General features: G+C 72.4%; 15 protein-coding genes. 7 read left to right on the top strand and 8 right to left on the bottom strand.

What is annotated here, in order from left to right; genetic code table 11:
• Positions 1–123 precede the first annotated feature (123 nt).
• Complete coding sequence (locus ACLQ14_RS04120) at positions 124–2,040, top strand: alkyl/aryl-sulfatase (protein ID WP_425810152.1); 1,917 nt, start codon at positions 124–126, stop codon at positions 2,038–2,040.
• Between the two features lie 156 nt (positions 2,041–2,196).
• A complete protein-coding gene (locus ACLQ14_RS04115; protein ID WP_425810150.1) occupies positions 2,197–3,873 on the top strand; it encodes a PP2C family protein-serine/threonine phosphatase in 1,677 nt (558 codons plus the stop codon).
• Between the two features lie 31 nt (positions 3,874–3,904).
• Here the strand turns inward: ACLQ14_RS04115 and ACLQ14_RS04110 are convergent, their stop codons facing one another.
• A complete protein-coding gene (locus tag ACLQ14_RS04110) occupies positions 3,905–4,345 on the bottom strand; it encodes a universal stress protein (protein WP_425810148.1) in 441 nt (146 codons plus the stop codon).
• A 17-nt stretch (positions 4,346–4,362) separates the two neighbouring features.
• Positions 4,363–5,625, bottom strand: a complete 1,263-nt coding sequence (locus tag ACLQ14_RS04105) for an ArsB/NhaD family transporter (protein WP_425810146.1) — start codon at positions 5,623–5,625, stop codon at positions 4,363–4,365.
• Between the two features lie 331 nt (positions 5,626–5,956).
• Between ACLQ14_RS04105 and ACLQ14_RS04100 the strand changes: the two genes are divergently transcribed.
• From ACLQ14_RS04100 to ACLQ14_RS04090, 3 genes are all read left to right on the top strand, one after another.
• Positions 5,957–14,563 (top strand): DUF5979 domain-containing protein, encoded by an 8,607-nt coding sequence (locus tag ACLQ14_RS04100; RefSeq protein WP_425810144.1) that lies wholly within the window; start codon positions 5,957–5,959, stop codon positions 14,561–14,563.
• A 185-nt stretch (positions 14,564–14,748) separates the two neighbouring features.
• On the top strand, positions 14,749–15,102 hold the full coding sequence (locus ACLQ14_RS04095) for an ArsR/SmtB family transcription factor (protein ID WP_425810142.1): 354 nt from the start codon (positions 14,749–14,751) through the stop codon (positions 15,100–15,102).
• Entirely contained in the window at positions 15,099–15,599 is a 501-nt protein-coding gene (locus ACLQ14_RS04090; RefSeq protein WP_425810140.1) for an SRPBCC family protein, read from the top strand. Before ACLQ14_RS04095 ends, ACLQ14_RS04090 begins: the two co-directional genes overlap by 4 nt.
• A 112-nt stretch (positions 15,600–15,711) precedes the next feature.
• Here ACLQ14_RS04090 and ACLQ14_RS04085 read toward each other — a convergent pair whose 3' ends face one another.
• Entirely contained in the window at positions 15,712–16,221 is a 510-nt protein-coding gene (locus tag ACLQ14_RS04085; RefSeq protein ID WP_425810138.1) for a hypothetical protein, read from the bottom strand.
• Between the two features lie 217 nt (positions 16,222–16,438).
• On the opposite strand from ACLQ14_RS04085, the gene ACLQ14_RS04080 reads away from it, so the two are divergent.
• Both ACLQ14_RS04080 and ACLQ14_RS04075 read left to right on the top strand, forming a co-directional pair.
• Entirely contained in the window at positions 16,439–17,794 is a 1,356-nt protein-coding gene (locus ACLQ14_RS04080) for a sensor histidine kinase (RefSeq protein ID WP_425810136.1), read from the top strand.
• Positions 17,791–18,471, top strand: a complete 681-nt coding sequence (locus tag ACLQ14_RS04075; protein WP_425810134.1) for a response regulator — start codon at positions 17,791–17,793, stop codon at positions 18,469–18,471. Before ACLQ14_RS04080 ends, ACLQ14_RS04075 begins: the two co-directional genes overlap by 4 nt.
• A 15-nt stretch (positions 18,472–18,486) precedes the next feature.
• On the opposite strand, the gene ACLQ14_RS04070 is transcribed toward ACLQ14_RS04075, so the two are convergent.
• From ACLQ14_RS04070 to ACLQ14_RS04050, 5 genes are all read right to left on the bottom strand, one after another.
• Entirely contained in the window at positions 18,487–18,900 is a 414-nt protein-coding gene (locus ACLQ14_RS04070) for a hypothetical protein (RefSeq protein ID WP_425810132.1), read from the bottom strand.
• Between the two features lie 7 nt (positions 18,901–18,907).
• Complete coding sequence (locus ACLQ14_RS04065) at positions 18,908–19,585, bottom strand: DUF433 domain-containing protein (protein ID WP_425810130.1); 678 nt, start codon at positions 19,583–19,585, stop codon at positions 18,908–18,910.
• A gap of 67 nt (positions 19,586–19,652) precedes the next feature.
• Positions 19,653–19,916, bottom strand: a complete 264-nt coding sequence (locus tag ACLQ14_RS04060; RefSeq protein ID WP_425810128.1) for a GlsB/YeaQ/YmgE family stress response membrane protein — start codon at positions 19,914–19,916, stop codon at positions 19,653–19,655.
• Between the two features lie 85 nt (positions 19,917–20,001).
• Positions 20,002–21,045, bottom strand: coding sequence for a LacI family DNA-binding transcriptional regulator (locus ACLQ14_RS04055; protein WP_425810126.1), 1,044 nt, complete (start codon positions 21,043–21,045; stop codon positions 20,002–20,004).
• 10 nt (positions 21,046–21,055) lie between these two features.
• Entirely contained in the window at positions 21,056–24,145 is a 3,090-nt protein-coding gene (locus tag ACLQ14_RS04050) for a glycoside hydrolase family 2 TIM barrel-domain containing protein (RefSeq protein WP_425810124.1), read from the bottom strand.
• Positions 24,146–24,439: the final 294 nt, after the last annotated feature.

Below are 24,439 nucleotides of genomic sequence, written 5' to 3'. Positions count from 1 at the left end.
ACCGCCACCCCGGCGGGTGTCCACAGGCGGGCCAGACTTCGCCCGGTGCGAGGGCAGCGTGCGACACGCGTCATCCGCCACGGGTGAGGCGACGACGCTGGGTGCGCGCGCACCGTGAGAGCCATGACCTACGAGCCCAAGGCCGCGAGCCAGGCCACTGCGACCGCCAACCAGGACGTCACCGCGCTCTACGCGATGGACGACCGCGAGGACTTCGCCGACGCCGACCGCGGCTTCATCGCTGCGGTCCCCGACGGGCGGGTCGTCGCCGCAGACGGTCACGTCGTGCTCGACCTCCACGAGTTCGAGCAGTTCGCCGACGACGTCCCCGCACCCGACACCGTGAACCCGAGCCTGTGGCGGCAGGGCCAGCTCATGAAGCGGGCCGGCCTCTACCGGGTCGTGGAGGGCCTCTACCAGGTCCGCAACAACGACCTCGGCGACCTGACGATCGTCGATGCCCCCGACGGTCTCGTCGTCATCGACTGCACGTCGAGCGTCGAGTCCTCGACGCAGGCGCTGGCGCTGTTCCGCGAGCACGTCAACGACAAGCCCGTCGTGGCGGTGATCCTCACGCACACGCACATCGACCACTACGGCGGCATCAAGGGCGTGGTGTCCGAGGAGGACGTGCGCTCGGGAAGGATCCCGGTCGTCGCGCCGGGGACGGTCGCGAGCTTCGACAAGTACGCCATCGGGGAGAACGTCGTCGCCGGCAACGCGATGTCGCGCCGCGCCGGCTACGCCTTCGGCAGCCTGCTGCCGATCGGGCCGAACGGCATGGTGTCCTGCGGGATCGGCATCATCTCCACGAAGGCGCCGACGGTCTCCTACCTCTCGCCGACCGACCCGGTGACGCGGACCGGCGAGACGCGCACCTTCGGGGGCTGGGAGTTCGAGTTCCTGTACGCACCGGACACCGAGGCGCCCGAGGAGATGCACATCTGGATCCCCGCGATCAAGGCGCTGACCTGTGCGGAGAACGCGAACCACTCGCTGCACAACATCCAGACGCTCCGCGGAGCCCGGACCCGCGACGCCCGGAACTTCGCGCGCTACCTCGACGAGACCCTCGTGCGCTGGGGCGACCGGGCGGAGGTGCACTTCGGCCCCCACACCTGGCCGGTCTGGGGCAACGCGAACATCGTCGCGTTCCTCGAGTCGCAGCGGGACACCTACAAGTACATCCATGACCAGGCGCTGCGGCTCGCGAACCAGGGTTGGACCCCGCTCGAGGCCGCCGACGTGGTCGAGCTGCCCGACGTCCTCGGACGTAGGTGGTTCAACCGCGGCTACCACGGGACGCTCCACCACGACGTCCGCGCCGTCTTCACCAAGGAGCTCGGCATGTGGGACGGCGACCCGGTCTCGCTGCATCCGCACCCTCCGGTCGACACCGCCCGGCGTTACCTCGACGCCTTCGGCCGCGACGCCGTCCTCGCGGAGGGGCGCCGCGCGTTCGACGCGGGCGACTATCGGTGGGCCGCCCAGGTGCTCCACCACCTGGTCTTCGCCGACCCGGACGATGAGGAGGCCAAGGACCTGCAGGCCGACGCCTACGAGCAGCTCGGTTACCAGGCGGAAGGCCCCCAGTGGCGCGGGATCTATCTCACGGCGGCGCGCGAGCTCCGGGGCGGCGTCGTGCCGGCGGCGTTCGCGACCGCGAGCCCGGACACGATCCTCGGCATGCCGCTCGACATCCTCTTCGACTTCGCGGCCGTGCACGTCGACGGCGTCAAGGCCGCGGACGCGGACCTCCGTCTCGCGTTCACGTTCACCGACGTCGGGGACGGGGGGACGGCGTGGACCGTGTGGGTCGCGAACGGCGTGCTCAACGCGCGCGAGGGCGTGTGGGGCTCGCCCTCGGTCACGGTCGCAGGTCCGAAGGGCGCTGTCGTCGGGGCGGTGCTGCAGCCCGCAGCGGCCGAGAAGCTCGCGGCCGCGGGGAGGCTCACGGTCGATGGTGACGCGTCCGTCCTCGCCGCGTACGGCGCCCTGCTCGACGAGTTCGACCCGAACTTTCCCATCGTCACGCCGTGAGGGCGTCGGGCTCCTGGGACGGGCCGGCGCGGTCCGGGCCGATGTCGTGACCGAGCCCACGGTCCCGGCGAGTCCGGACCGGCGTCGTCGGGCACCTATGCTCCAAGCAGGCTCTCCAAGCAGCGTGGGCGCCGACGGCCACGAGAGCGGGAGCACATGGACGCGACCTGGCTCGACGACGCCCTTCTCGCCCTCGGCGACAGCGAGTGCGGCCGGCTCGCGCGCGCGCACGACTGGGCTTCGGGGCCCCTCGGGGACCCGGCGACCTGGCCGTCCGAGCTGCGCGCGGCCGTGACGCTGTGCTTCAGCACGCGGTTCCCGGTCGTCGTGGCCTGGGGCCCGTCCCTGACGATGGTCTACAACGACGGCTACCGCGACATGCTCGGCAGCGGCAAGCACCCGGCCGCGTTCGGGGCCTCGTTCGAGACCGTCTGGGACGAGATCTGGGACGAGATCGGCCCGCTGTGCGACGAGGTCCTCGCGACCGGGCAGCCCGTGTGGCGCGTCGACATGCCGCTGCTCATGCACCGCTCGGGGTACGACGAGGAGACGTCGTTCACCTTCTCCTACTCCGCGCTGCGCGACGACGACGGCACGGTGCAGGGGGTCCTGGACATCGCGGCGGAGACCACGGCCCTCGTCGTCGCCGCTCGGCGGCTCGACACCATCAGCGACCTCGCATCGCGGCTCTTCGAGATCGAGGGGAGTGCCCAGGACGTCGTCGACGCCGCGATGGAGGTCCTGGCGACCAGCGCCGACGTCGCCGACGCCGAGCTGTGGCTCGAGCACGGGTCCGGCGCGGACGACGTCGAGGTGGTGCGCGGCACCACCGGCGCCGGGCCGGGACTGGTCCCCGTCGAGGTGCTCGAAGCGGTCGCGCGCGGGCGACACGTGGTCGAGCACGACGGCGTCGTCGTCCACGCGCTCGGCGCGCTCCGCCGCGACGTGACCGGGGCGCTCGCGCTCCGCCCTGCGAGCCGTCGCCCGCTCGACGGCGGGAACAGGGAGTTCCAGGCGCTCGTCGCGTCCAAGCTGGGCAACGCGATCGGCGTCACGCTCGCCCACGAGCGCGAGGTCGACCATCACCGCTCGGTGTCCGAGGTCCTGCAGCGCGCCATGCTGCCCGAGGCGCTGCCACCCGGCCGCTGGCACGTGCACTACCAGCCCGCCGAGTCGTCGCTCGAGGTCGGCGGCGACTGGTACGACGTCGTCCCGCTGGGGGAGGAGCGCTCCGGCGTGGTCGTGGGCGACTGCGTGGGCCACGGCCTCGAGGCGGCGACCCACATGGGCCAGCTCCGGGCGGCGGCCCGCGCGCTGCTGCTGACGGGCCACGGCCCCGCGGCGACGCTCGAGGGGCTCGACCGCTACGCCCGCACCGTCCCCGGCGCGGAGTTCACGACGGTGGTCTGCGCGGTCGTCGACGAGGGCACCGGCGAGCTCACGTACTCCGCGGCGGGCCACCCTTTTCCCCTCGTGGTCGGCGCCGACGGGCACCAGTGGCTCCGCGGCGGCAGGGGCGGCCTCCTCGCGCTGCTGGACGCCCCACGGACCGAGGCCACGCATTTGCTCCGGCCCGGGGACGCGCTCCTGCTCTACACCGACGGGCTCGTCGAGCGGCGGGGTGAGAGCCTGCGCACCGGGCTGGAGCGGCTGGCGTCCGTCGGGGCACCCGTCGTCCGGGACGCGGACCGCCGTGAGCTCGGGGAGCTCCTCTCCCGCGCCATGCGGCCCGACGGTGCGTCCGACGACATCGCGCTCGTCCTCTACGACGCCGCACCGGTCGCGACGGCTACGAGCCTCGGCACCGGCGTGGGGCTCGCCGCGGCTCCCTGACGGCGCCCGGCGACGTCGCCCGGCAGCAGGGTCAGCCCCGGGCCCACACCAGGACGACGTCGCACGGCGCGTGGTCGACGACGAACCGGGTGGGCGGGGCGAGGCTGTGCGGCCCGGGCCGGTCGCCGTCGCGCGAGCACACGAGGACGTCCGCGTCGCGGCACGCGTCGACGACCACGGTCTCGACGCGTTCGTGCCCGTGCGGCGCGCGCTCGTCCGTGCTCGACGGGAGGCCGAGGCGGAGCTCCGCGGCCTCGAGGAGCTGCCGGGTGGCGCCCGCCAGCGGCGTGGCCGAGGGCGCCGCCCCGCCCCGCCCGAGCAGCCCGGCGGACGCGGCGCTCCAGGCGTCGGCGGTGGCGACGTCGTCGACGTGGAGGAGGACGACCTCGGCGTCGCGGCCCGACGCGAGCTCGCGGGCGGCGTCGACCGCGGCCTCCCACGTGCCCTCCGTGAGCCAGACGAGCACGCGCATGGTGGTCCCTTCGTTCGTCATCGGCCGGTGACCCGCAGCCCCACCCAGAGTGCCGCGACGCCGACGACGAGGCACGCGGGGACCGTCGCCAGCCCCAGGCGGACGAACCGCCCGGCCGACGGCGCGTGGTCGTGCGCGTGGAGGACCTGCCGCCAGAGCAGGGTGGCGAGCGAGCCGACGTAGGTGAGGTTCGGGCCGATGTTGACGCCGAGCAGCACCCCGAGCACGAGGCCGGGGGAGTGCGCGGTGAGCGGGACGAGGACGAGCGTGGCGGGCAGGTTGTTGAGCAGGTTCGCGAGCAGCGCCGCGAGCCCCGCGACGGCGAGCAGACCGAGCAGGTCGGCCCGGTCGGGGACGAGGTGCGCGACGCCGTCGCCGACCGGGCCGTTCCGCACCGCCAGCACGACCACCCCGAGCGCGACGACGAACACGAGGAACGGCACGTTCGCAGCCCGCACGACGGCGGCCGTCTCGCGTCGCGGGGCGCGCCGGAGGCGGGGCGCGGCCAGCACCAGGGCGCCGGCCGCGGCGACCCACGCGGGAGCCACGCCGAGCGGCTCGACGACGGCGAACCCGACGAGCGTCGCGGCGAGCACCGCGAGGGCGAACCGGGGCGCGGGGTGGGGGTCGCCGTCGGGCACGGGGTGGGCGGGGGTGCGGAGGTCGCCGCGGAACCACCAGCGGAACACGCCGTACTCGACCGCGACCGTCGCGAGCCACGGGAGGGCCATGAGCCCCGCGAACCCGGCGAACGTGAGCCCGCTGGCGCCGAACGCCAGGAGGTTCGTGAGGTTGGAGACCGGCAGGAGCGTCGACGCCGTGTTCGCGAGGTGCGTGCTCGCGTAGACGCCGGGCGCGGGCCGGGCGCCGATCCGCGTGGCCGTCGCGAGGACGACGGGCGTCAGGAGGACGACCGTCGCGTCGAGGCTCAGCGCCGCGGTGGTGAGCGACGCGATGACGAACACCGCGGCCAGCAGCCGGCGCGGGCTGCCGCGGGAGCCGCGCGCCATGACGCCGCCCGCCCACGCGAAGACGCCCTCCTCGCGCGCCAGCTCCGCCAGCACGAGGATCGCGGCGAGGAAGCCGACCGTCGGGCCGAGGGTGCGGGCCTCGTCGAGCGCGTCGGACCACGGGACGAGGCCGAGCGCGACGACGAGGACGGCCGCCGGCAGCGCGCCCGCCGCCTCCGGGAGGCCGCGCGGGCGGACGACGGCGAACACCAGCACCGCCACGAGGACGACGACGGCGACCACGGCACCGGCTGTCGTCGTCACGTCCATGTGCACAGCGTCCCAGGCCGCCGGCCGAACACGCGCTCTCCTCTCGCCGAACACGCGGTCGGCGACCGTCAGCTCGGGCTGACGGCCCGGCAGCCCGTGGTCGGCGGGCGGGGACCGCGTGGTCGCGAGCGTTCGGCGTGCGGCCCCGCGCGGAGTCTCCTAGCGTGGCGGGCAGGAGCGACGAGGCCAAACCGGACACGAGGGCACGGATCGGGGGATCCTCCGTTCGGGGTGGTTTCCCGTCGTTCCGGTGGTGACCTGCCCCAACTGCGGACAGAGTGGTGCGCAGCGACCGGGGGGCCGGTCGATCGGCCTGTCGTCTGGGGGACGTGTGACGAAGACCCGCACACTCATCGCATCCGTGCTCGCGTTCGCGCTCGCGCTGCCGCTGACGGTCGCGGGGATCGTGCTCGCGCCCGCGGCCGACGCTGTCGGCGGCACGCTCGAGGTGACCAAGTCCGTCGACTCGCCCGGGCCCTACGGGCCGGGCGACACGATGACGTTCACGATGCAGGTCACGTGCCAGTCGGACCCGTGCGCGGCCGCCGAGCTCACCGACACGCTCCCGGCGCCCCTCGTGCTCGACGGCGACGACGCCATCCAGGTCACCACCGCGGGCGGCGGCACCTACTCCACTGCGGGCTCCGACGGCGACGGTGGCACGCACGTCGTCGTCGACGCGACCCAGGTGCAGGAGGACGGCAACCCGGGCATGGCGCCCGGCACGACCGCGACCGTCAGCGTGCAGGCGCGCGTGCCCGACGACGCGACGGCCGACTACAACGGAACGGTCACCAACACCGCGAACGTCACGCAGGACGGCGGCAACTCGGACTCCGACACGGCCGACGTGACGATCGACGTCCCGACCACCATCGCCACGACCGTCACGAAGGACGCCAGCACCTCGTCCGTTCCCGCGGTGGCGGGCCAGCCGGTCAGCTTCACCATCCACGCGACGAACACCTCGAACGAGGCGGTCGACTCGCTCGTCGTCTCGGACCCGTCCGACGGGGGCGCCGATCCGTTCGAGTACCTCGCGGTCACGGGCATCTCGTCGTTCACGCCGCCCGACGGCGCCGACCACGTCTCCGTGGAGTGGACGGATGCCGGTGGCGCCACCCATCAGGGCTACGACGGCGCGATCCCGTCCGACCCGAACGATCTCCTGACGGGGATCGACCCGCTGAGCGACGTCCACGGGCTGTCCTTCACGTTCACCGGCGCGGACGGCATCCCGATCGACGACGACGCGACGATCGTCCTGGCCACCGAGACGCGCGACAACGTCGCCGACATCCCGGACGGCGAGACCGAGACGGTGACGAACACGGCGCAGTCCGACGTGACGTCACCCGACGGCGACGACTCCGCCACCGACGACGCCGCCGTCGACATCGTCAGCGAGCCGCCGACCGTCACCACCAGCAAGAGCTTCGACGACGACCACTTGCTCGCGGGCGAGTCGACGACCGCGACCGTCCGGTCGGTCGTCGGCGACCGGCCCGTCTCGACGATGGTGATCTCCGACCCGACGGACGGTCAGGACGACCTCGCCGACCAGGGCCTGACCTTCGGCGGGTTCGGCTCCGACGCGGCCTGGCCAGCAGGCGCGGACCACGTCTCGATCGAGTACACGTTCGCCGACGGCAGCACGCAGACGGTCGAGTCCGACACGCGCGACGCCTTCCCGCCGCCGACCGCCCAGGGGAACGACCAGGTCACGGGCTTCACGATCACGTTCACGAGCGACGACCCCAACGGCATCGAGCCGGGCGACTTCGCGAACGTGCCCTTCGACGTGACGGCACAGGCCGTGCCCGGCGAGGACGACGTCACGACGACGAACACGACGACCACCGACGTCACCGCCGCCGACGGCTCCACCGGCACGGACGACGCCTCGGACGACATCACACGCCAGCCGGCCCGCATCGACACGAACGTGGACAAGATCTTCACGCCCGACGAGATCCTGGGCGTCCCCGGCGCCCGGACGGTCGTCGAGCTGCCCGCCGAGGTGTGCGGGCAGACCCAGGTCGACGCCGGCACGTGCGACGCCACGTCGACCGTCCCGTCGGACGACCTCATCGTGTCCGACCCCGCGAACCCGGGCGCGACGCCGACCGAGTTCTGGGACCACATGAACCTCACGTCCATCGGCCCGATGGACATCCCGGCCGGCTCGACCCTCCAGGTCAACTACTGGAACGGCTCCGCGTGGGTGCCGCTCGCCGGCCCCATCACGTCCGACCAGTCGCCGTGGACCTACCAGGTCGGCTCCGACCCGAGCCCCGACGACATCCAGGGCATCCAGTTCGACTTCGAGCCCACCGACCCGGACGCGGGGCTCCCGCCCGGCTTCAAGGTCGAGCCCTACATGTCGTTCACCCACCGCGGGACGCTGCGCAGCGACCCGAGCACGTCCGCGCTCCCGACGGGCACGGACCCGGTGACCTACACGAACGACGTCGAGTCGCAGGTCGACAACCCGGACGCCGACACGAGCCCGGTGACCGACGACGACTCCGCCGACATCACCGTCGACCCGACGGACGGCAGCGGGCCCGGCGACTCCGTCGACAAGGGCTGGGTCGACCCCGACACGGGCGACGTCCTGGACTCCGGGGTGCTGGTCCCGGCGCTCACCGACGACGAGCGCACAGCCCGGGTCTCCTGGGGTACGGGCGGGTACCCGATGAGCCAGGTGCAGCTCGCCGACGTGCCCAGCCCGGCGACGGGCGACGCCGTCGCGGACACGGTGTACGACGCGTTCGACCTCGTCCGGATCGCCCCGATCACCACGACCACCGACCCGCTCATCGCGTTCGACCAGGTGTCGAAGGTCGAGCTCTTCTCCTCGGCGACCGGGGGGTGGGTCGACATCACGGCCGCAGCCTGCGCGAACGGGTGCGACGGGACGTTCGGCGGCTACACGCTGAGCGCCGCCGAGCAGGACACCACGCTCAGCGTGCGGCTGACGTTCGTCGAGAGCCCGACGCGCGCCTCGCGCATCACCTCCCCCAACGACCCGCCCGTCGGTTCCGGCGTCGCCGGTTCCGTCGGGAACGACCGCCCCGTCGACCTGGTGTTCCGCATCCGGCAGGACATGCGGGTGTCCGGCGACCCGGTGCTCGGCAACGACCCCGACAACGGACAGCAGACCTACAACACGGGCACGGACGGCCTGGTGTCGAACACGGTCGGCATGGACAGCTGGGCGCTCGACACCCCGACGACCGACCCGGCCGACTATCACGACACCGACTCGGCCGTGATCACCATCACCGACCGCCCGGTCAACGTCACGACCACCAAGCAGTTCGAGGAGGACACCCTCGGGCTGCCGCCCGAGGGCACGGCCGCGGGCGACTACCCGAAGGACACCCTGACCCTCACGGCGGACAACACCACGAACGCCAAGGTCCGGACCATGACGATCCAGGACCCGGCACCTGCGCCGGCGAACGACTCGAACACGTTCGACCTCATGAACCTCACGGGGTTCCGGACGATCGACGCGCCCACGGGTGCCGACGCGAGCAAGACCGAGGTCTTCCTGACGCGCGGCGGGACGGAGGACCCGGCGATCACGGCCGACGCGGCGCTCGCCCTCACCGCCGGTGACCTTGCGGACGTGACGGGCGTGCGCGTGGTGTTCCACGGCCTCATGGTCACCACCACCGACGACACCACGCCGGCCCGGGTCGTCCTCGACATGCAGCTGCGGGCGGACCACCGCGGCGACGGCACACCGATCACGGAGGGCGACGCGGTCGACAACTACTCGTTCGCCTCGGCGACCAACCCGGAAGCCACCGCAACCGACACTGCCAACGACACGGTCAACATCGTGGCGCCGACCTACGGCGTCGACGCGACGAAGAACATCGACCCGGCGAGCCGGTACGAGGGCTCGGACAACGACTACACGGTCACCCTCACCGGCAAGCCGACCGGCACGGTGCGCACCAAGAAGCTCACCATCACCGACGACGACCCGCGGTTCTGGAACGCGTTCGACTTCAACGGGTTCGCAGCCACGAACAACGCGACCCCGATCGCGCGGGTCACGGTCGACGCGCTCGTCGGCGTCGACTACGCGCTCGACAACGGCACGCTCGTCCAGACGTGCAACGGCGACACCGACCTGACCGCCTGCTGGGAGCTGGGGACGCCCTCGGACGCGAACAGCCCGGCGCTGCCGGCCGGCGTCACGAACGGTCAGGTCCAGGGCCTGCGCTACACGTTCGACGGCGGCGCGGACCTGCCCAACTGGGAGCACCCGTCCAACCCGACGGCTACGGGCGCGTTCAAGGCGACGCAGCGCGAGTTCCTCCGGTACGGCGTGGACGGCGCGACCGACACCCCGGTCCCGTCCGACCTGTCGACCAACGAGATCGCGCCCGGCGAGACGAAGCTCGGCTACACCACCAACACGCAGCAGGTGCACGCCGACGGCTCGTGGAACAACGGGCAGCAGGCCTGGACCGCTGACGACGACGCGACCGACGACACGCTCCTGCAGCACCTGACCAACCAGGTGACCATCACCAAGACGCCGGGCGACGGCGACCAGCCCCGCGACGAGAACCCGAACAGCCCCATCCCCTATGCGTTCGTCGTGACGAACAACGGCCAGTGGCCGCAGACGGGCGTGACGATCGTCGACTCGCTGCCGACCGACGGCGGCGAGCCGTCGCTGGTCCCCACCTCCGGCGAGATCCCTGACAACGGGACGTGCGCGACGCAGGACGACTTCACGGTCCAGCTCAGGAACGCGGACGGCACGACGCCGATCGAGGGTGCGAGCGCCCAGTACTGCATGGACGCGGACGGCGCCCCGACGATCGCCGTCACCCTGCCGGACGACTTCGTCCTCCAGCCGGGCGAGGCGATCGTCGTGGACACGCCGCTCGAGTACCGGGGCGGGACCGACCCGGTCGACCCCGGCACCAACGTGACCAACTCCGTCACCGTCTCCGACGACCGCATCTACGACACGTGCGACAGCACCCACAACGCCTCGATCGACAACCCGCAGACCACCGAGGTCACCGACTGCACCGCCGACACCACCACGCAGCCCGTCGCGCTCACGCCGCTGCGCATCACCAAGGCGGTCAAGGGCGTGGGTGCCGGCGACCCCGCCGTGAGCGAGGGCGACCCGAACTACGACGACCTGGGCGTCCTGGACGTCAACGCGAACGACGAGAACGCGTCCGGGTGCCAGGAGCCCAGCGTCCCGGACTACGAAGAGAACGTCATCTACTACGGCGAGCACTGCGTCCCGATCACCCGCCCCGGCGGCGTCGAGCGGTGGCAGGTCCGCCTGGTCAACGCCGGCAACATCCCGGCCCACATCGTCGCGGGCATCGACGTGCTGCCGGTGCCGGGTGACGTCGGCGTCGTCGTGCCGACGGACCGCGGCTCGGAGTGGCGCCCCCGCCTCATCGGCAACTTCACCTACGACGGCCAGCCCGTCACGGACACGACGCCGATGAAGCTCTTCTACACGACCGACACCCTCGACGAGGCGTGCAACGAGGCGGACATCCTCAACGAGACCACCCCGGGCGGCGTCGACTGGAGCGATCCCGACTACAGCGGCTGCCAGAGCGACGTCGAGGGCCGCACCTGGCAGGAGGTCACGAGCACCACGCCCGAGAGCCAGCTCACGCAGGCGACCGCGCTCAAGGCGGTCCTCACGTACGACGACGCGAACGAGGGCCTCGGCCCGGGCGACGACCTGGCGCTGACGTTCGACACCCGCACGCCGGCCAACGCCCCCCAGACCACGGCCGGCCAGGAGCCCATCGCCTGGAACAAGGTGGCCGAGGGAGCCCAGGGCGTCTATGTCGACCCTGACACGGGCGACGTGACGCACCCCGTGAGCCTGGTCACCGAGCCGCCGAAGGTCGGCGTCGCGATGGCGACGGGCTCGCTCAAGCTCACCAAGGACGTCGTGACGCCGCCGGGCACCGACTTCCCTCTGCCGGACACGTACCCCGTGAAGCTCGTCTGCACGTCCGTGGGGGCGTTCGACGAACCGGTCCCCGTACCTGTGCAGATCCTCGACACCAACGGGGCCGACAAGAGCGTCGTCGACGTGCCCGCGAACGGGACGATCACGGTCAACGACCGCTCCGACCCGGGAACCACGGCGTGGTCGAACGTGACGATCCCGTGGGGCGCGACCTGCTACGTCCAGGAGCAGCCCACGTCGCAGGGGTCGACGGTCACCTACCAACCGACGTCGCCGATCCTCCCGGCACGGTCCGGCCCGATCACCGCGCTGCGCGACTACTCGAACCGCACGGACATCGCGCACCCGATCTCGACCGACCCGGACGTCATCAACGGCGCGACCGTCACGAACACGTACGAGGAGGGCGGCTTCACCGTCAGCAAGGCCGTCGACACGGGCGGCGCGGTCGACCAGGACGGCAACCCGATCGCGTACACGCGGGACTACACGTTCACGGCGTCGTGCACGTTCAACGACACCGAGGTGGTCCCGGACGCCGACCAGACCTTCACGCTGAACGACGGCGAGTCCAAGACCGTCGACGGGCTGCCGGCCGGTTCCGAGTGCACCGTGACCGAGACGGACACCGGCGGTGCGGCGTCGACCACGACGACCACCACGACGGCCGACGCCACGGGCGAGCCCACGGACGGCACGTCGTCGACGTTCACGATCACCCCTGACGCGGACGACCAGGTGACCAACACGGTCGACGTGGAGAACACCTACACCGTCGGCTCGGTCGAGCTCACCAAGGCGGTCGACGGTGACGGCGCCGACGACTGGGGCCAGGGGCCGTTCACGGTCCACCTGACCTGCACGCTCGACGGCGCAGACCCGACGACGGTCTACGACGCCGACCACACGCTGACCCCGCCAGACGACCTCACGTGGACCGTCGAGAACCTCCCGACCGGCGCGTCGTGCACGGTCACGGAGCCGAACGACGGCGGCGCGAACGACACGACGATCGACAACGCGACGTTCACGGTGGGCGACGACGACACCGACGACCCGAGCGTCGTGACCGTGGCCAACACGTTCACCGAGGGCGCGATCCAGGTCACGAAGCGCATCGCGGGTCTGGACCCGGACAGCACCGAGTACCAGGAGGCGCTCGACGCGACCTACACGTTCTCGCTCGCGTGCACCCGCGAGGTCGACGGCGTCCAGCAAGAGGTCCCGATCCCGGGCGACAACCCGATCCAGGTCACGCCCTCGGAGGACCCGGTGGGGACGTGGGACGGGCTGCCGACCGGTGCGACGTGCCAGGTCACGGAGCAGTTCCCCGGCGGCGAGGAGCAGCCTCCCGTGGTGCTGATCGTCCCGAGGACCGTGACCGTCGGTGACGGGACGACCGTCGGGGTCGCGGCGACCAACGTCTTCCGGGCGGCGCCGCTGACCGTCGACAAGGTCGTGACCGGTGACGCGGCCGACCAGGCGCCCGACTCGTTCCCGGTGACGATCGAGTGCTTCTACGGCGAGGGTGACAACCGGGTCGCGCTCCCGGTCGATCCCGACGACCCGCAGGCCAACCCCGGGCCCTTCCAGACCGACATCACGCCGGGGACGCCGTTCACCACGGCCGACCTGCCGATCGGCTCGGAGTGCACCGTGACCGAGGACGACAACGGCGGCGCCACGTCGACCACGGTCACGAACGACGGCCAGGCGACCATCGTCCTGCCGGGCGACGACCCCGACGCGAACACGCTCGTCGTCACGAACACCTACGACGACACCGGGTTCACGGTGTCGAAGACGGTCGACGACGGCGGCGCGAAGGACTCCGGCGGCGACGCGGTCGACTACACCGGCTCCTACGGGTTCACGGCGACGTGCGAGTTCAACGGCACCGAGCAGCTCGCTGACGCCGACCAGAGCTTCACGCTGAAGGACGGCGAGACGCACACGGTCACGGGCGTCCCGGTGAACTCGGTCTGCCAGGTCGAGGAGACCGACGTGCAAGGCGCTCCTTCGACCACGATGGTGATCACGCAGACCGGTGACGCGCGGGACGCGACCACGGGGACGTCCTCGGGCACCTTCGTGCTCGACGAGGGCGGCGCGGACGTCAACACGGTGGCCGTGACGAACCACTACACCGTGGGCAGCGTGAAGGTCACGAAGGAGCTCGCCGGCGACGGCGCCGACGCGTGGGGGTCCGGCCCGTTCACGGTGCGGCTCGTGTGCACGCTCGACGGCACGGACCCGTCGCCCGTGTACGACGCGACGCACGAGCTGAAGCCGGGCGACCTGACCTGGACGGTCGGCGACCTGCCGACGGGTGCGCACTGCGACGTGACCGAGCCCGGCGCGGGCGGTGCGACGTCGTCGACGGTGTCGCCCGCGGACGGCGTGACGGTGCCGGGGCCGGACGACTCGCCCGCCACGGCGACGTTCACGGTGACCAACACCTTCGACGTCGGGTCGATCGTGGTCCACAAGGCGCTCGACGGCGACGGGGCGGCGGACCACCGGTCCGACACGTTCACCGTGTCGCTGGCCTGCACCCGCGACGTGGACGGGACGCTGACGGACGTCATGGTCCCGGGCGGCGCGATCCGCACGGTCTCGGCGACGAAGGACGCGACCTACGCCGGGCTGCCGGCGAACGCGACCTGCACGCTGACCGAGACCGACGACGGCGGGGCCGACTCCGCGCGGATCGACCCGGGCACGGTGACGGTGCCGGTGGGTTCGAGCGTGGCGATCACCGTCACGAACACGTTCGGAGCCACGCCGCCGCCCCCGTCGCCGTCGCCGTCGAGCACAGCGACGCAGGCCGGCACCGGCGGGCTGGCGATCACGGGTGCTGACTTCCTGCACCTGGGGCTGATTGCCGCGGGCGTCCTGGCGCTCGGCCTGCTGGTGTTCTTCGCGGCCCTCTGGACCCGCCGTCGGGAGTAACGACCCTCCGCCGAACACGGGCTCCCCGTCCGTCCGGATCGCCGGACGGGCGGGGAGCCCGTCGTCGTCGGGCGGGGAGCCCGTGTTCGGCGGCCGGGCGGGCAGGAGGGGTTGACGAGTCTCAGCGGCGGGCATACAGTCAACCTAGCGGTTGATCAACCGTACGATTGACTAAGAAGGATGCGATGACCGACGACGACGCTCGCGACACCCGGCTCGACCAGGCCTTCACGGCCCTCGCCGACCCGGTGCGTCGCGCGATCGTCGCCCGTCTCTCGCGCGGCCCCGCGACCGTGAACGAGCTCACCGAGCTCTTCCCGATCACCAAGCAGGCCGTGTCACGGCACGTCCAGCTCCTCGAGCACGCCGGGCTCATCACCCGCACGCGCGACGGGCAGCGCCGACCGTGCCACCTCGACCCCGCGGCCCTGGAGGAGCTCACGTCGTGGATCGACGGGCTCCGGCTCGCCACCGAGCGCACCTACCGCCGCCTCGACGCCGTCCTGGCGTCACTCGTCCAGAAGGAACCGAAGCCATGAACGCACAGCGCAACCCGACCACCGTCACCGCCGAGCCCGGCACGCCGTTCATCGACATCGTCCGCGAGTTCGACGCGCCGCTCGAGCTGGTCTTCCGCGCCCACACCGACGGCGACCTGGTCGCGCAGTGGCTCGGCCCGCGCGCGTACGAGATCGTCCTCGACCACTACGACGCCCGCAGCGGCGGTTCCTGGGCGTACGCCCACCGCGACCCTCAGGGGGCCGAGTACGGCTTCCGCGGCACGTTCCACACGGTCTCGCCCGAGCTCGTCGTCCAGACCTTCGAGTTCGACGGCTACCCCGGGCACGTCGCCCTCGAGTCGGCCCGCTTCGAGGCGCTCGACGGCGGCCGCACCCGCGTCAGCACCCGCGCCGTCTACCAGAGCGTCGAGGACCGCGACGGGATGGTCGCGAGCGGGATGGAGGGCGGGCTCACCGAGGGCTACCAGCGCCTCGACGACCTGCTGCCGACTCTCGCGGCGACGTCGGCAAGCTGAGCCGGGCTGCTGCGTCGACGCGGACCCGCGAGAAGGGGAGATCTGTTCGGCCGACGAAAGCCTCCGGCGTGCAGATCTCCTCTCCCCGGTGCGCGTCGGCCGCCTTCGGTGGTCAGGTCCCGCCGCGCGAGACGGTCCCGAGCGCGACGGTCGCGCGCGACAGGGGGCAACCCTGGAGGTGGACCGCGGGTCCGTCGCCGACGCCGGCCGCACCCGCGCCCTCGAGCTGGTCGCCGACCGTCGCAACCTCTCTGCCCCAGTCGTCGAGGATTCGGAGTGGGTGATCGTCAGCGGACCACCCGTGAGGCCACTCGATGTAGCCGGCCACACCGTCCGGCAGCTCGAGCCAGAAGCAGGCGGTGCCACGCTCGGCCCCAGCCCCCACCGAGCCGTGGAGCGTGCCGTTCACGACCGCGGTGTCACCACGGCTGAAGAGTGGCTCCTTCGGGAGGGTTGCGACGTCGAGCGGCCCGGATGCCAGCCCGTGCGCGACGCCGTACGTCACGAACCCGCCGACCACGAGCGCCGGGACGAGCACCGCGGTCGCGACCCGGCGTCGTCGTCGGCGCTGCAGACTGCGCTTCCACCCCGGCACCGCGTGCGGCGGCGACTGCGTCGTCATGCCGCGAGCGTCCCACCGCCCGCCCGACGGCGCAGCCTCCCGCCCGGACCCGTGACCGACCTGCAACCTCCTCGAGAACCGAGATCCGTTCGTGAGCGGCCGGTCGCTGAACGGAATCCGGCTTCTCGGCGAGCTGCACGGCCGAGGGCTCGCGGGGGAGCGAAGATCCCTCGGACGAGGGTGGTCGACGTAGCAGGCGACCCGGGAGGATCGGGTCATGGTCGAAGCCACCGTCGCTCCCGATGCCGGATCCCTCCATGTCGGTCCGCGGTCGGGGCCGCCTTGGCCGTCGGCCGTGCCGTCGTCGGGCCGCCGTGCGCGCTACGTGTCGACGTGGCTCGTGCCCGGCCTGCTTGGGCTCCTCCTCGGCGGGCTCCTGGTCGCGACTCCGATGGTCTGGGTGCCCGTCGGGGGTCTGCTGCCGCGGCCGGCGGAGACGTGGCGGGTCGTCTACGGCGACGGCTACGTCCCGGGTGTCCTCCTGTACGTCAGCCTGGTGATGGGGGTGCTCGCCGTGGCAGGCGTCGTGTTGGCGCGGGCACGTCCGTGGCTCGCCGCCGTCCTCGTGGCGTTGCCCCTCGCGTCGATCGGTGTCACGGGCGTCTTCGTGTGGGGCTGGTGGCTCGGGGCTCTGTTCGTCGCGGCGATCCTCGCCTTCGACGCCGAGCGGGGACGCTGGTATGCGGCGGTCGCGATGACCGCGGTGGTCGTGGCTGCCGCCCAGTGGTACTGCCTGTCGGGTGCGCTAGCGGTCCTGCCGGTGGGCCTCGTCACGGCCGGCACCGATGCGGGACTGCGGGCTCAGACCCTCATCGTGTATCTCGTCGCGATCGGGCTACTGGTCGGCGGGTGCGCGGTCACGGGGATCCTCGTGCGCTGGCAGCAACGAGTCCGCGCACGCGCGATCCGGGCGGAGGCAGAGGCGCACCAGGCGCTCGATGCGGAGGCGGCGACGTCCGAGCGGGCGCGCGCTGCCCGCGACCTGCACGACGTCGTCGCGCACCACGTCTCGCTCGTGGCGGTCCGGGCGGAGAGCGCGCCGTACGTCCACCCGGAGCTCGACGCGACGGCGCGCGAGGTGCTGGGCGACATCGCGAACGACGCCCGCGACGCCCTCGACGAGCTCCGCCAGGTCCTGACGATCCTCCAGCGCGCGGGTCACGAGGACGCACCGCGCCTGCCGCAGCCGGGCGGCGCGGACGTCGCGGGCCTCGTCGCGGAAGCGACGGACGCCGGCCAGCGGGTCGAGCTCGTCGGCCCGGTCCCGGACCTTCCCGCGGCGCAGGGCTACGTCGTCTACCGGGCGGTGCAGGAGGCGCTGACCAACGCGCGCCGACACGCACCCGGCCACCCGGTGCGTGTCGAGGTCGAGGTCCGGTCCGGCGTCGTCGGGGTGCGCGTCACCAACGCGTACGACGGCGGACCCGCGACCCCGGCGCCCGCCCGCGGCCTGCTGGGCATGCGTGAGCGCGCCGAGGCCCTGGGCGGCGCCGCGGACCACGCCGTCGACGACGGCACGTTCGTCCTGAGCCTCAGCCTGCCGTTGAGCGCGACCGACGCGGGGCAGCGGTGACGCGCGTCGTCGTAGCCGACGACCAGCCCGTCGTGCTCGAGGGGTTCGCGGCGATGCTGGGCGCTGCGCCGGACCTCGACGTCGTCGGTACGGCGCCCGACGGCGAGCGGCTCCTTGGGCTCGTCGGGCGAACGAAGCCGCACGTCGCCGTCGTCGACGTGCGCATGCCCGTGCTCGACGGGATCGCGGCCACCACCCGGATCGTGGCGGAGCACCCGGAGACGCGGGTGCTGATCCTCACCACGTTCGACCTCGACGAGTACGTCTACGACGCGCTCCACGCGGGGGCGTCCGGGTTCCTCCTCAAGGACGTCACGGCCGCCCGGCTGGTGGAGGGCGTGCGGGCCGTCGCGGACGGGTCGATGCTTCTGGGCCCGAACGTCACCCGCCGCCTCGTCCAGGACGTGGCCGCGCGCTCCCAGCCGCCAGCCGCGGGCGGAGACGCCACGCCGTCGGCCGCCCTCGCGGACCTGACGCCGCGCGAGACCGAGGTGCTGCTCGCGGTCGCGCGCGGGCTGTCGAACGCGGAGATCGCCGGCGAGCTGTTCATCGGCGAGGAGACCGTGAAGTCGCACGTCTCCGAGGTGCTGCGCAAGCTCGGCTGCCGCGGGCGCGTGCAGCTCGTCATCGCGGCGTACGAGGCGGGCCTGGTGCGAGACGGGGCAGCCAGGCGATGACGACTCGGGTCGTGCTCACGGGTAGTGGAGCCTGAGCCGCGCGATGCGCTTCTCGTAGACCCCGAGCACGAACGGCCTCGTTGTCCGTGCCGCCCAGCGCATGATCGCGGCCTCGTGGCGCAGCAGCCAGTGTGCGGTCGTCGCGGCGGGCAGGTGTGTGTTCGTGACCGTCACGACGGCCGCGTCGCACATGTGCACGACCTGAGCCTCCACAGGGCGCCGGGCGATGGCCACGTCCTTGGTGCGCAGGACGTCGCCGTGCTCGCTCGCGTCACGGATCCAGTCGACGTCGGCGATCCCTTGGCTGCGCGCCGCGCCGTACCGCTCGTCCATGGTGGTCACCGACGAGCCCGCCTCGCGAAGCAGGCGCGGCAGGATCACGGAGCCCAGCCCGCGGTCGACGAAGAACGTCGGCGGGCGCTCGACCATCGCCGCGTCAGGCCGCCAGTGCGAGCACGTCAGCGAGGTCGAGCCGGAAGTCTTCGGCGACCAGCTCGGCGGACTCGCCGGCCGAGAGCCGCGAACGCACGTCGTCGACCCGGATGCCGCGGCTCGCGATCGTGGGCTGCCCGAAGTTCCGGTGGGGGTCCACCACCACGTCCGTGTCGAACTGAGGAAGGCGGATCAGGCGGATCACGCCGTCGCGATAGGTGATGGCCTTCAGGTAGTGCTCGATGACGTCGCGGAACACCAGCTGGCCGTTGCGCACGACGGCGAGGCTGTTCCGTAGCTCCGGATCCGCGGTCTCGTTGCCGTACTCCCACAGGATCTCGGCGCCGTCGGTGCGCAGCTGTTCGCTCGCGAGGGCCGCTCGAACTCCCCATTCGCGCTCGAGCACCTCGATGGCGGGACGGATCCGCTGCATGGGCACGCCGGCGCCGCGGAACGCGCTGAGCACGTACGCCTCGCTGAGGCCGACGAACGGGACCACCGGTCCGCGGCCGATGCCCGTCGTCGTGATCAACGCGGCCGAGCTGTGCTGCCGGCCGTCGGTGCCCTTGAAGACGTACCCCCGGGCCCAGTTGCGGAGGGTCGTCGGAGGAACGTCGACGATGCGCGCGGCCTCACCCAGCGTGTAGAGCGCGGGCGTCCCCTCACGTTCCGGAGCCTCCATGCTGCCAGCGTATAGGCGGCGTGCTGCCAGGCCCGGATATCCACAGGGAGCGCGGCACCCCGGACGCTCAGGTCCGCCGACGCCCCGCGATCAGACCCCACACGAACAGGACGATCAGCGACCCGACGAACGCCCAGAACCACGTCGAGAACGACCAGAAGTGCTGGTTGGGGTCGGCGCCGAACGCACGCCCGACGAACCCGCCGACGATCGCGCCGATCACCCCGACGACGAGCGTCACGAACCATCCGCCGGCGGCACGCCCGGGCAGGATCGCCCGTGCGATGGCGCCCATGATCAGGCCGATCACGATCCATGACAAAAACCACATGGTTCGACCGTGGCACGTCCTGGGGTCGCACGCACCTCGCGCGCCGCTGCGGCATGTCGAGCCGCGCCCATGGCGCGGTCGCCGGTCAAGCGGACTCGCGCAGCAGCAGCGAGTGGGAGACCTTGCGGTGCACCGCCTGTCCGGTGGGTGGGAGCGCGCCGGAGTGCATCTGGATGACCAGCTCGACGCCGAGCCTCCCCACCTCGGTGAGGTCGAGCGCGAGGCTGGACAGCTCGGGCGTGCTGACGCGCCCGATCGCCAGGCCGTCGATCCCGAGCACCGCGCACCGTTTCGGGACCTCGACCCCGGACCGGGCCAGCTCCTTCATGATGCCGAACGCCATGATGTCGTTGAACGCGATGATCGCGTCCACGTCGGGCGCCTCGGCGAGTACGGCCCGGGCCGCGTCCATGCCACCGTCGACGGACTGGTCGGCGAAGTAGACCGTCGGCTCGAGACCCAGCTCGGTCATCGCCGCACGGTAGTGGCGCTCCCGGTCCGACCAGGTGCCGGGCACGCCGATGTCGACCATGGCGATCCGCCGCCTGCCGCGACCGTGGAGGTAGGCGACGGCGGCGCGCATCCCCGGCCCGAAGTCGAGCTCGATGACCCCGCGATGACCGGGCGCGGGGGCGCTCTCCAGCGCCACGACGGGCAGATCCCCGAAGACGGCGTCGAAGTCGCCGGGTGGGATGCGGATGTACCCGACGACCGCGTCGACCTGGTCGACGAGGGATTCGAGCGCCGACGTCACCCCGTTCGGGCTGTGGGCCGAGTCCGTGACGACGACGCTCCAGCCGCGCCCGGCGGCTGTCGTGATGACGCTCGCCGCCAGCTCCGGGTAGTACGGGTTGGTGAGGTCGTCGATGACGAGGCCGAGCGTGAGCTGGTGCCCGAGGACGAGTCCCCGGCCGAACCGGCTCGGCCGGTACTTCAGCTCCTTGGCGGCCGCGATCACGCGCTGCTTCGTCGCGGGGTTGATGCCGGGCATGTCGTTCATCGCCCTGGTGACCGTCTGGCGGGAGACTCCGGCGCGGGCCGCCACGTCCAGGACGGTCGCCCGCTTGGAGCCGTTCCGCCCTCCGCCGACCTGCCCGGTGCCGCCCGCCCCCGACGATCCCTGGCTCACGATGTCACGCTCACGGCGTCACGCTAGCAGCGCCCTGCCCGCCCGAGAGTCCGTCCGACGTCGCCGCCCGGAGCACGAACGTGAGCGTGCGCGCCTGGGGCCGCAGGGCGAAGTCCGGGAGGACGTCGGGACCGCACGACGCACTGCCGAGCCCGTGCTGGACGGCGTCGAGATAGAGGTGGTGGCGGTCGGCGGGCGGGAGCTCGTGCGGGTGCGCGGCCGCCGTGAGCTCCTCGGCGGTGTGCCTGGTGAGCGTGAATCCTGGGAGGCGCCCACGCCCGTCACGCACGGCCTTGACGACGAGCCACGGGTCCGTGCCGGCGGTGAGCTCCAGCCGGCGCACGTCGCCGCGGTGGCCGGTCTCCTGCGGACGCGCGTACTCCACGTTCAGGTCGTCGACCGACGCGGTGAACCGTCCGACCTGGGCGGCGCGGCGGCTGTCGGGGTAGGACTCGAGCGGGCCCGTCCCGAACCAGTCGGCACGATCGACGTCGGCCGGCACGTCGAGGCGGACCCCGATGCGCGGCCAGACGAGGTCCCAGCCGGGCCCGGGGGCGACGTCGATGCGCACGGCGACGGTGCCGTCGTCGAGCGGCCTCCACAGGGTGTCCATCCAGACGGCGAGCTTGCTGTCGGCAGCGGAGTACCGGACCCGAGTGGAGACGCCGTCGTCCGTGGCTTCGGCGCGTTCGACCCGACCGACCAGCCGGTCGAGGCCGGCCTCACGCCACGAGGTCTCCACGAGCTTGTCGTTGTCGATCGGCGCCCGCCACAGGCTGAGCGACGGCCCGGCGACCGGCCGTCCGGCCAGCTCGACGAGCGTCGCGCCGTCGAACGCGGCAGGCCCGAGGCGCCGCCGGCCGTGATCTGCGCCCTGCCCGACGGCGCTGCTCGTCCTTCCGAGGCCGCCGAACGAGAGGCGGTTGCGCGCCGGCGTCGCGCCCAGCGCGAGCTGGGCCGACGACACCACGTGGCCGGCGGGGGCCCACGGGCTGTCGGCGCGCAGCACGGCGTCGACGGTGAGCCAGGTCTCGACGCCGAACCGGCCGGCGTCCTCCCGCGCTGGGTCGAGGTCCGGCAGCTCGAGGAGCACGCGGCCGCGCTCGCCTGGCGCGAGGGCGTCGTCCGGGTCTGCTGTCTTGACGTCGCCCGCGGCCACGCCCAGCCCGTCGCGCTCGATGCGCCAGACGAAGCGGACGTCGGACGTGTCGGCGCTGTGCCGCAGGTTCGCCACCTCGAGCACGACGTCCGACCCGTTCTCGCGCTCCAGCTCCAGCCGGACCGGCGCGACGACCGCCTTGAACTCGTGCAGCCCCGGCGTCGGCGTGCTGTCGCTGAGCACCATGCCGTCCATGACGAAGCTGCCGTCGTGCACGACCTCGCCGAAGTCGCCGCCGTACGCGAAGAACTCCGTGCCGTCGGGGGCGGTGGTGCGCAGCCCGTGGTCGCGCCACTCCCAGACGAAGCCGCCGTGCAGGCGCGGGTAGCTGTCGACGAGCTCCTCGTACTCGCTCAGGCCGCCGGGACCGTTGCCCATGGCGTGGGCGTACTCGCACAGGACGAACGGCAGGGTGCGCTGCCGGCGCGACTCCGCCAGGTCGCAGCCCTGCAGCAAGAGGTCGCTGCCGTCGCCGCCGATCGACGCGGTCTCGGCGACCGAGGAGTACATGCGCGAGTAGACGTCGGTGTACTCCCCGGTGTAGTCGCCCTCGTAGTGGACGGGGCGGCTCGCGTCGCGGTCGTGCACCCAGGCGGCCATCGCGGCCAGGTTCGAGCCCGTGCCCGACTCGTTGCCGAGCGACCACATCACGACGCTGGGGTGGTTCTTGTCGCGCTCGACGGTGCGCTCGATGCGGTCGAGCAGCGCGTCGTGCCACTGCGGGTCGTCGCTGGGGTTGTCGCGCCAGCTGTCGGCCCACATCCCGTGGGTCTCGAGGTCGCACTCCAGCACGACCCAGAACCCGAGCTCGTCGGCCAGCGCGAGCACGCGCGGGTGCGGGGGGTAGTGGCTCGTGCGGATCGCGTTGACGTTGAACTGCTTCATCATCGCCAGGTCGGCGCGCACGAAGTCCTCGTCGAACACGCGGCCGAGGTCAGGGTGCGTCTCGTGCCGGTTCATGCCGTGGAAGACCACCCGTCGGCCGTTGACCGTGAACTGGTCACCGACGATGCGCACGGTCCGGAAGCCGAGGCGGGTCGTGATCGTCTCGCCCGTCGACGCGACGGTGGCCTCGTAGAGCCGCGGCACCTCTGCCGACCATGGCTCGACCTGTTCGACCTCGACCGGAGCGACGTCGCCAGGGCTCTGCCAGGAGACCTCGACGCCGAGCTCCGGGACGGAGAGCGTCACCGGGTAGGCGGAGGTCGGTGCGGTGACGGACGGCGTGATCCGGCCCCGGCCCGTGACGTGGTCGAAGTCGGCCTGCAGCCACAGGTCGTCGACGCGCCCGTGGGGCCGTGCGAGCAGCGTGACCTCGCGGAAGATGCCGGGAAGCCACCACTGGTCCTGGTCCTCGAGGTAGCTCGACGCCGACCACTGGTGCACGCGCACGACGAGGAGGTTCTCCCCGGGCCGCACCAGGTCGGTGACGTCGAACTCCTGGACGAGCCGGCTCCCGGCGCCCCAACCGACGTCCTGCCCGTTGAGCCAGACCCGGTACCGCGACTCGACGCCGTCGAACCGCAGCAGCACCGACTCCGCGGTGCTGAAGTCCTCCGGCAGGGTGAAGCGGCGCCGATGGTCGCCCGTCGGGTTGGCGTCGGGCGGGTACGGCGGCTCGACCGGGAAGGGGTACTGGACGTTCGTGTAGATCGGCCGGCCGTAACGTCCGTCGCCCTGCAGCACCCAGTGCCCTGGCACCGTGAGGTCGTCCCAGGTGGCGTCGTCGTAGCCGGGGGCCGCGACGTCGTCGGGCCGCTCGCCCGCCGGGAGCGCCGCGGCCCCGCCGGGGGTTCCGGGGGCGGCGTCGAGCAGGCGGAACCGCCATTCCCCGCCGAGCTCCGACGACGGCGCGTCCGTCACGACCCACGCCCTCGCCGGAGCGCGCAGGCCACCCCCCGGTGCGCGGTCGTCGAGGTACTCGGGGCTGGTGTCGTGCATGGGGCTCGGAACCTTCCGGTGGGATCTGCGGGGTGGACGCTCGCTCGGGGATGCCCGCCTCGGCGACGACAGCGTGCGGCCGACGCGGGAAACATTTCCGTGAACGTTCACGTACTCAGAGGCTAAGGAGTCCGGGCGGCCTGCGTCAACAGCGGCCGCCGGATCGGCCTGTCACGGCCGATCAAGGCGGAAGCGACGCCAGCGGATCCCTTGACACCGTTGTCTGGCCCGTGTCATGGTCATCGCCATTCGTGATCGTTCACGATGATTCGCCCTGGCGAACCACGACTCGAT

Origin of the sequence: Luteimicrobium sp. DT211, from assembly GCF_049844995.1 — a bacterium.
GTDB lineage: Bacteria > Actinomycetota > Actinomycetes > Actinomycetales > Cellulomonadaceae > Luteimicrobium.
This window is presented reverse-complemented; position numbering and strand designations above follow the sequence as displayed.

Bases quoted from the DNA above. Each gene is read 5' to 3' on its own strand.
- ACLQ14_RS04120 (WP_425810152.1), top strand. From the start codon at position 124: ATGACCTACGAGCCCAAGGCCGCGAGCCAGGCCACTGCGACCGCCAAC.
- ACLQ14_RS04090 (WP_425810140.1), top strand. From the start codon at position 15,099: ATGAACGCACAGCGCAACCCGACCACCGTCACCGCCGAGCCCGGCACG.
- ACLQ14_RS04070 (WP_425810132.1), bottom strand. From the start codon at position 18,900: ATGGTCGAGCGCCCGCCGACGTTCTTCGTCGACCGCGGGCTGGGCTCC.
- ACLQ14_RS04060 (WP_425810128.1), bottom strand. From the start codon at position 19,916: ATGTGGTTTTTGTCATGGATCGTGATCGGCCTGATCATGGGCGCCATC.
- ACLQ14_RS04050 (WP_425810124.1), bottom strand. From the start codon at position 24,145: ATGCACGACACCAGCCCCGAGTACCTCGACGACCGCGCACCGGGGGGT.
- ACLQ14_RS04110 (WP_425810148.1), bottom strand. From the start codon at position 4,345: ATGCGCGTGCTCGTCTGGCTCACGGAGGGCACGTGGGAGGCCGCGGTC.
- ACLQ14_RS04065 (WP_425810130.1), bottom strand. From the start codon at position 19,585: ATGGAGGCTCCGGAACGTGAGGGGACGCCCGCGCTCTACACGCTGGGT.
- ACLQ14_RS04105 (WP_425810146.1), bottom strand. From the start codon at position 5,625: ATGGACGTGACGACGACAGCCGGTGCCGTGGTCGCCGTCGTCGTCCTC.
- ACLQ14_RS04115 (WP_425810150.1), top strand. From the start codon at position 2,197: ATGGACGCGACCTGGCTCGACGACGCCCTTCTCGCCCTCGGCGACAGC.
- ACLQ14_RS04085 (WP_425810138.1), bottom strand. From the start codon at position 16,221: ATGACGACGCAGTCGCCGCCGCACGCGGTGCCGGGGTGGAAGCGCAGT.
- ACLQ14_RS04095 (WP_425810142.1), top strand. From the start codon at position 14,749: ATGACCGACGACGACGCTCGCGACACCCGGCTCGACCAGGCCTTCACG.
- ACLQ14_RS04080 (WP_425810136.1), top strand. From the start codon at position 16,439: ATGGTCGAAGCCACCGTCGCTCCCGATGCCGGATCCCTCCATGTCGGT.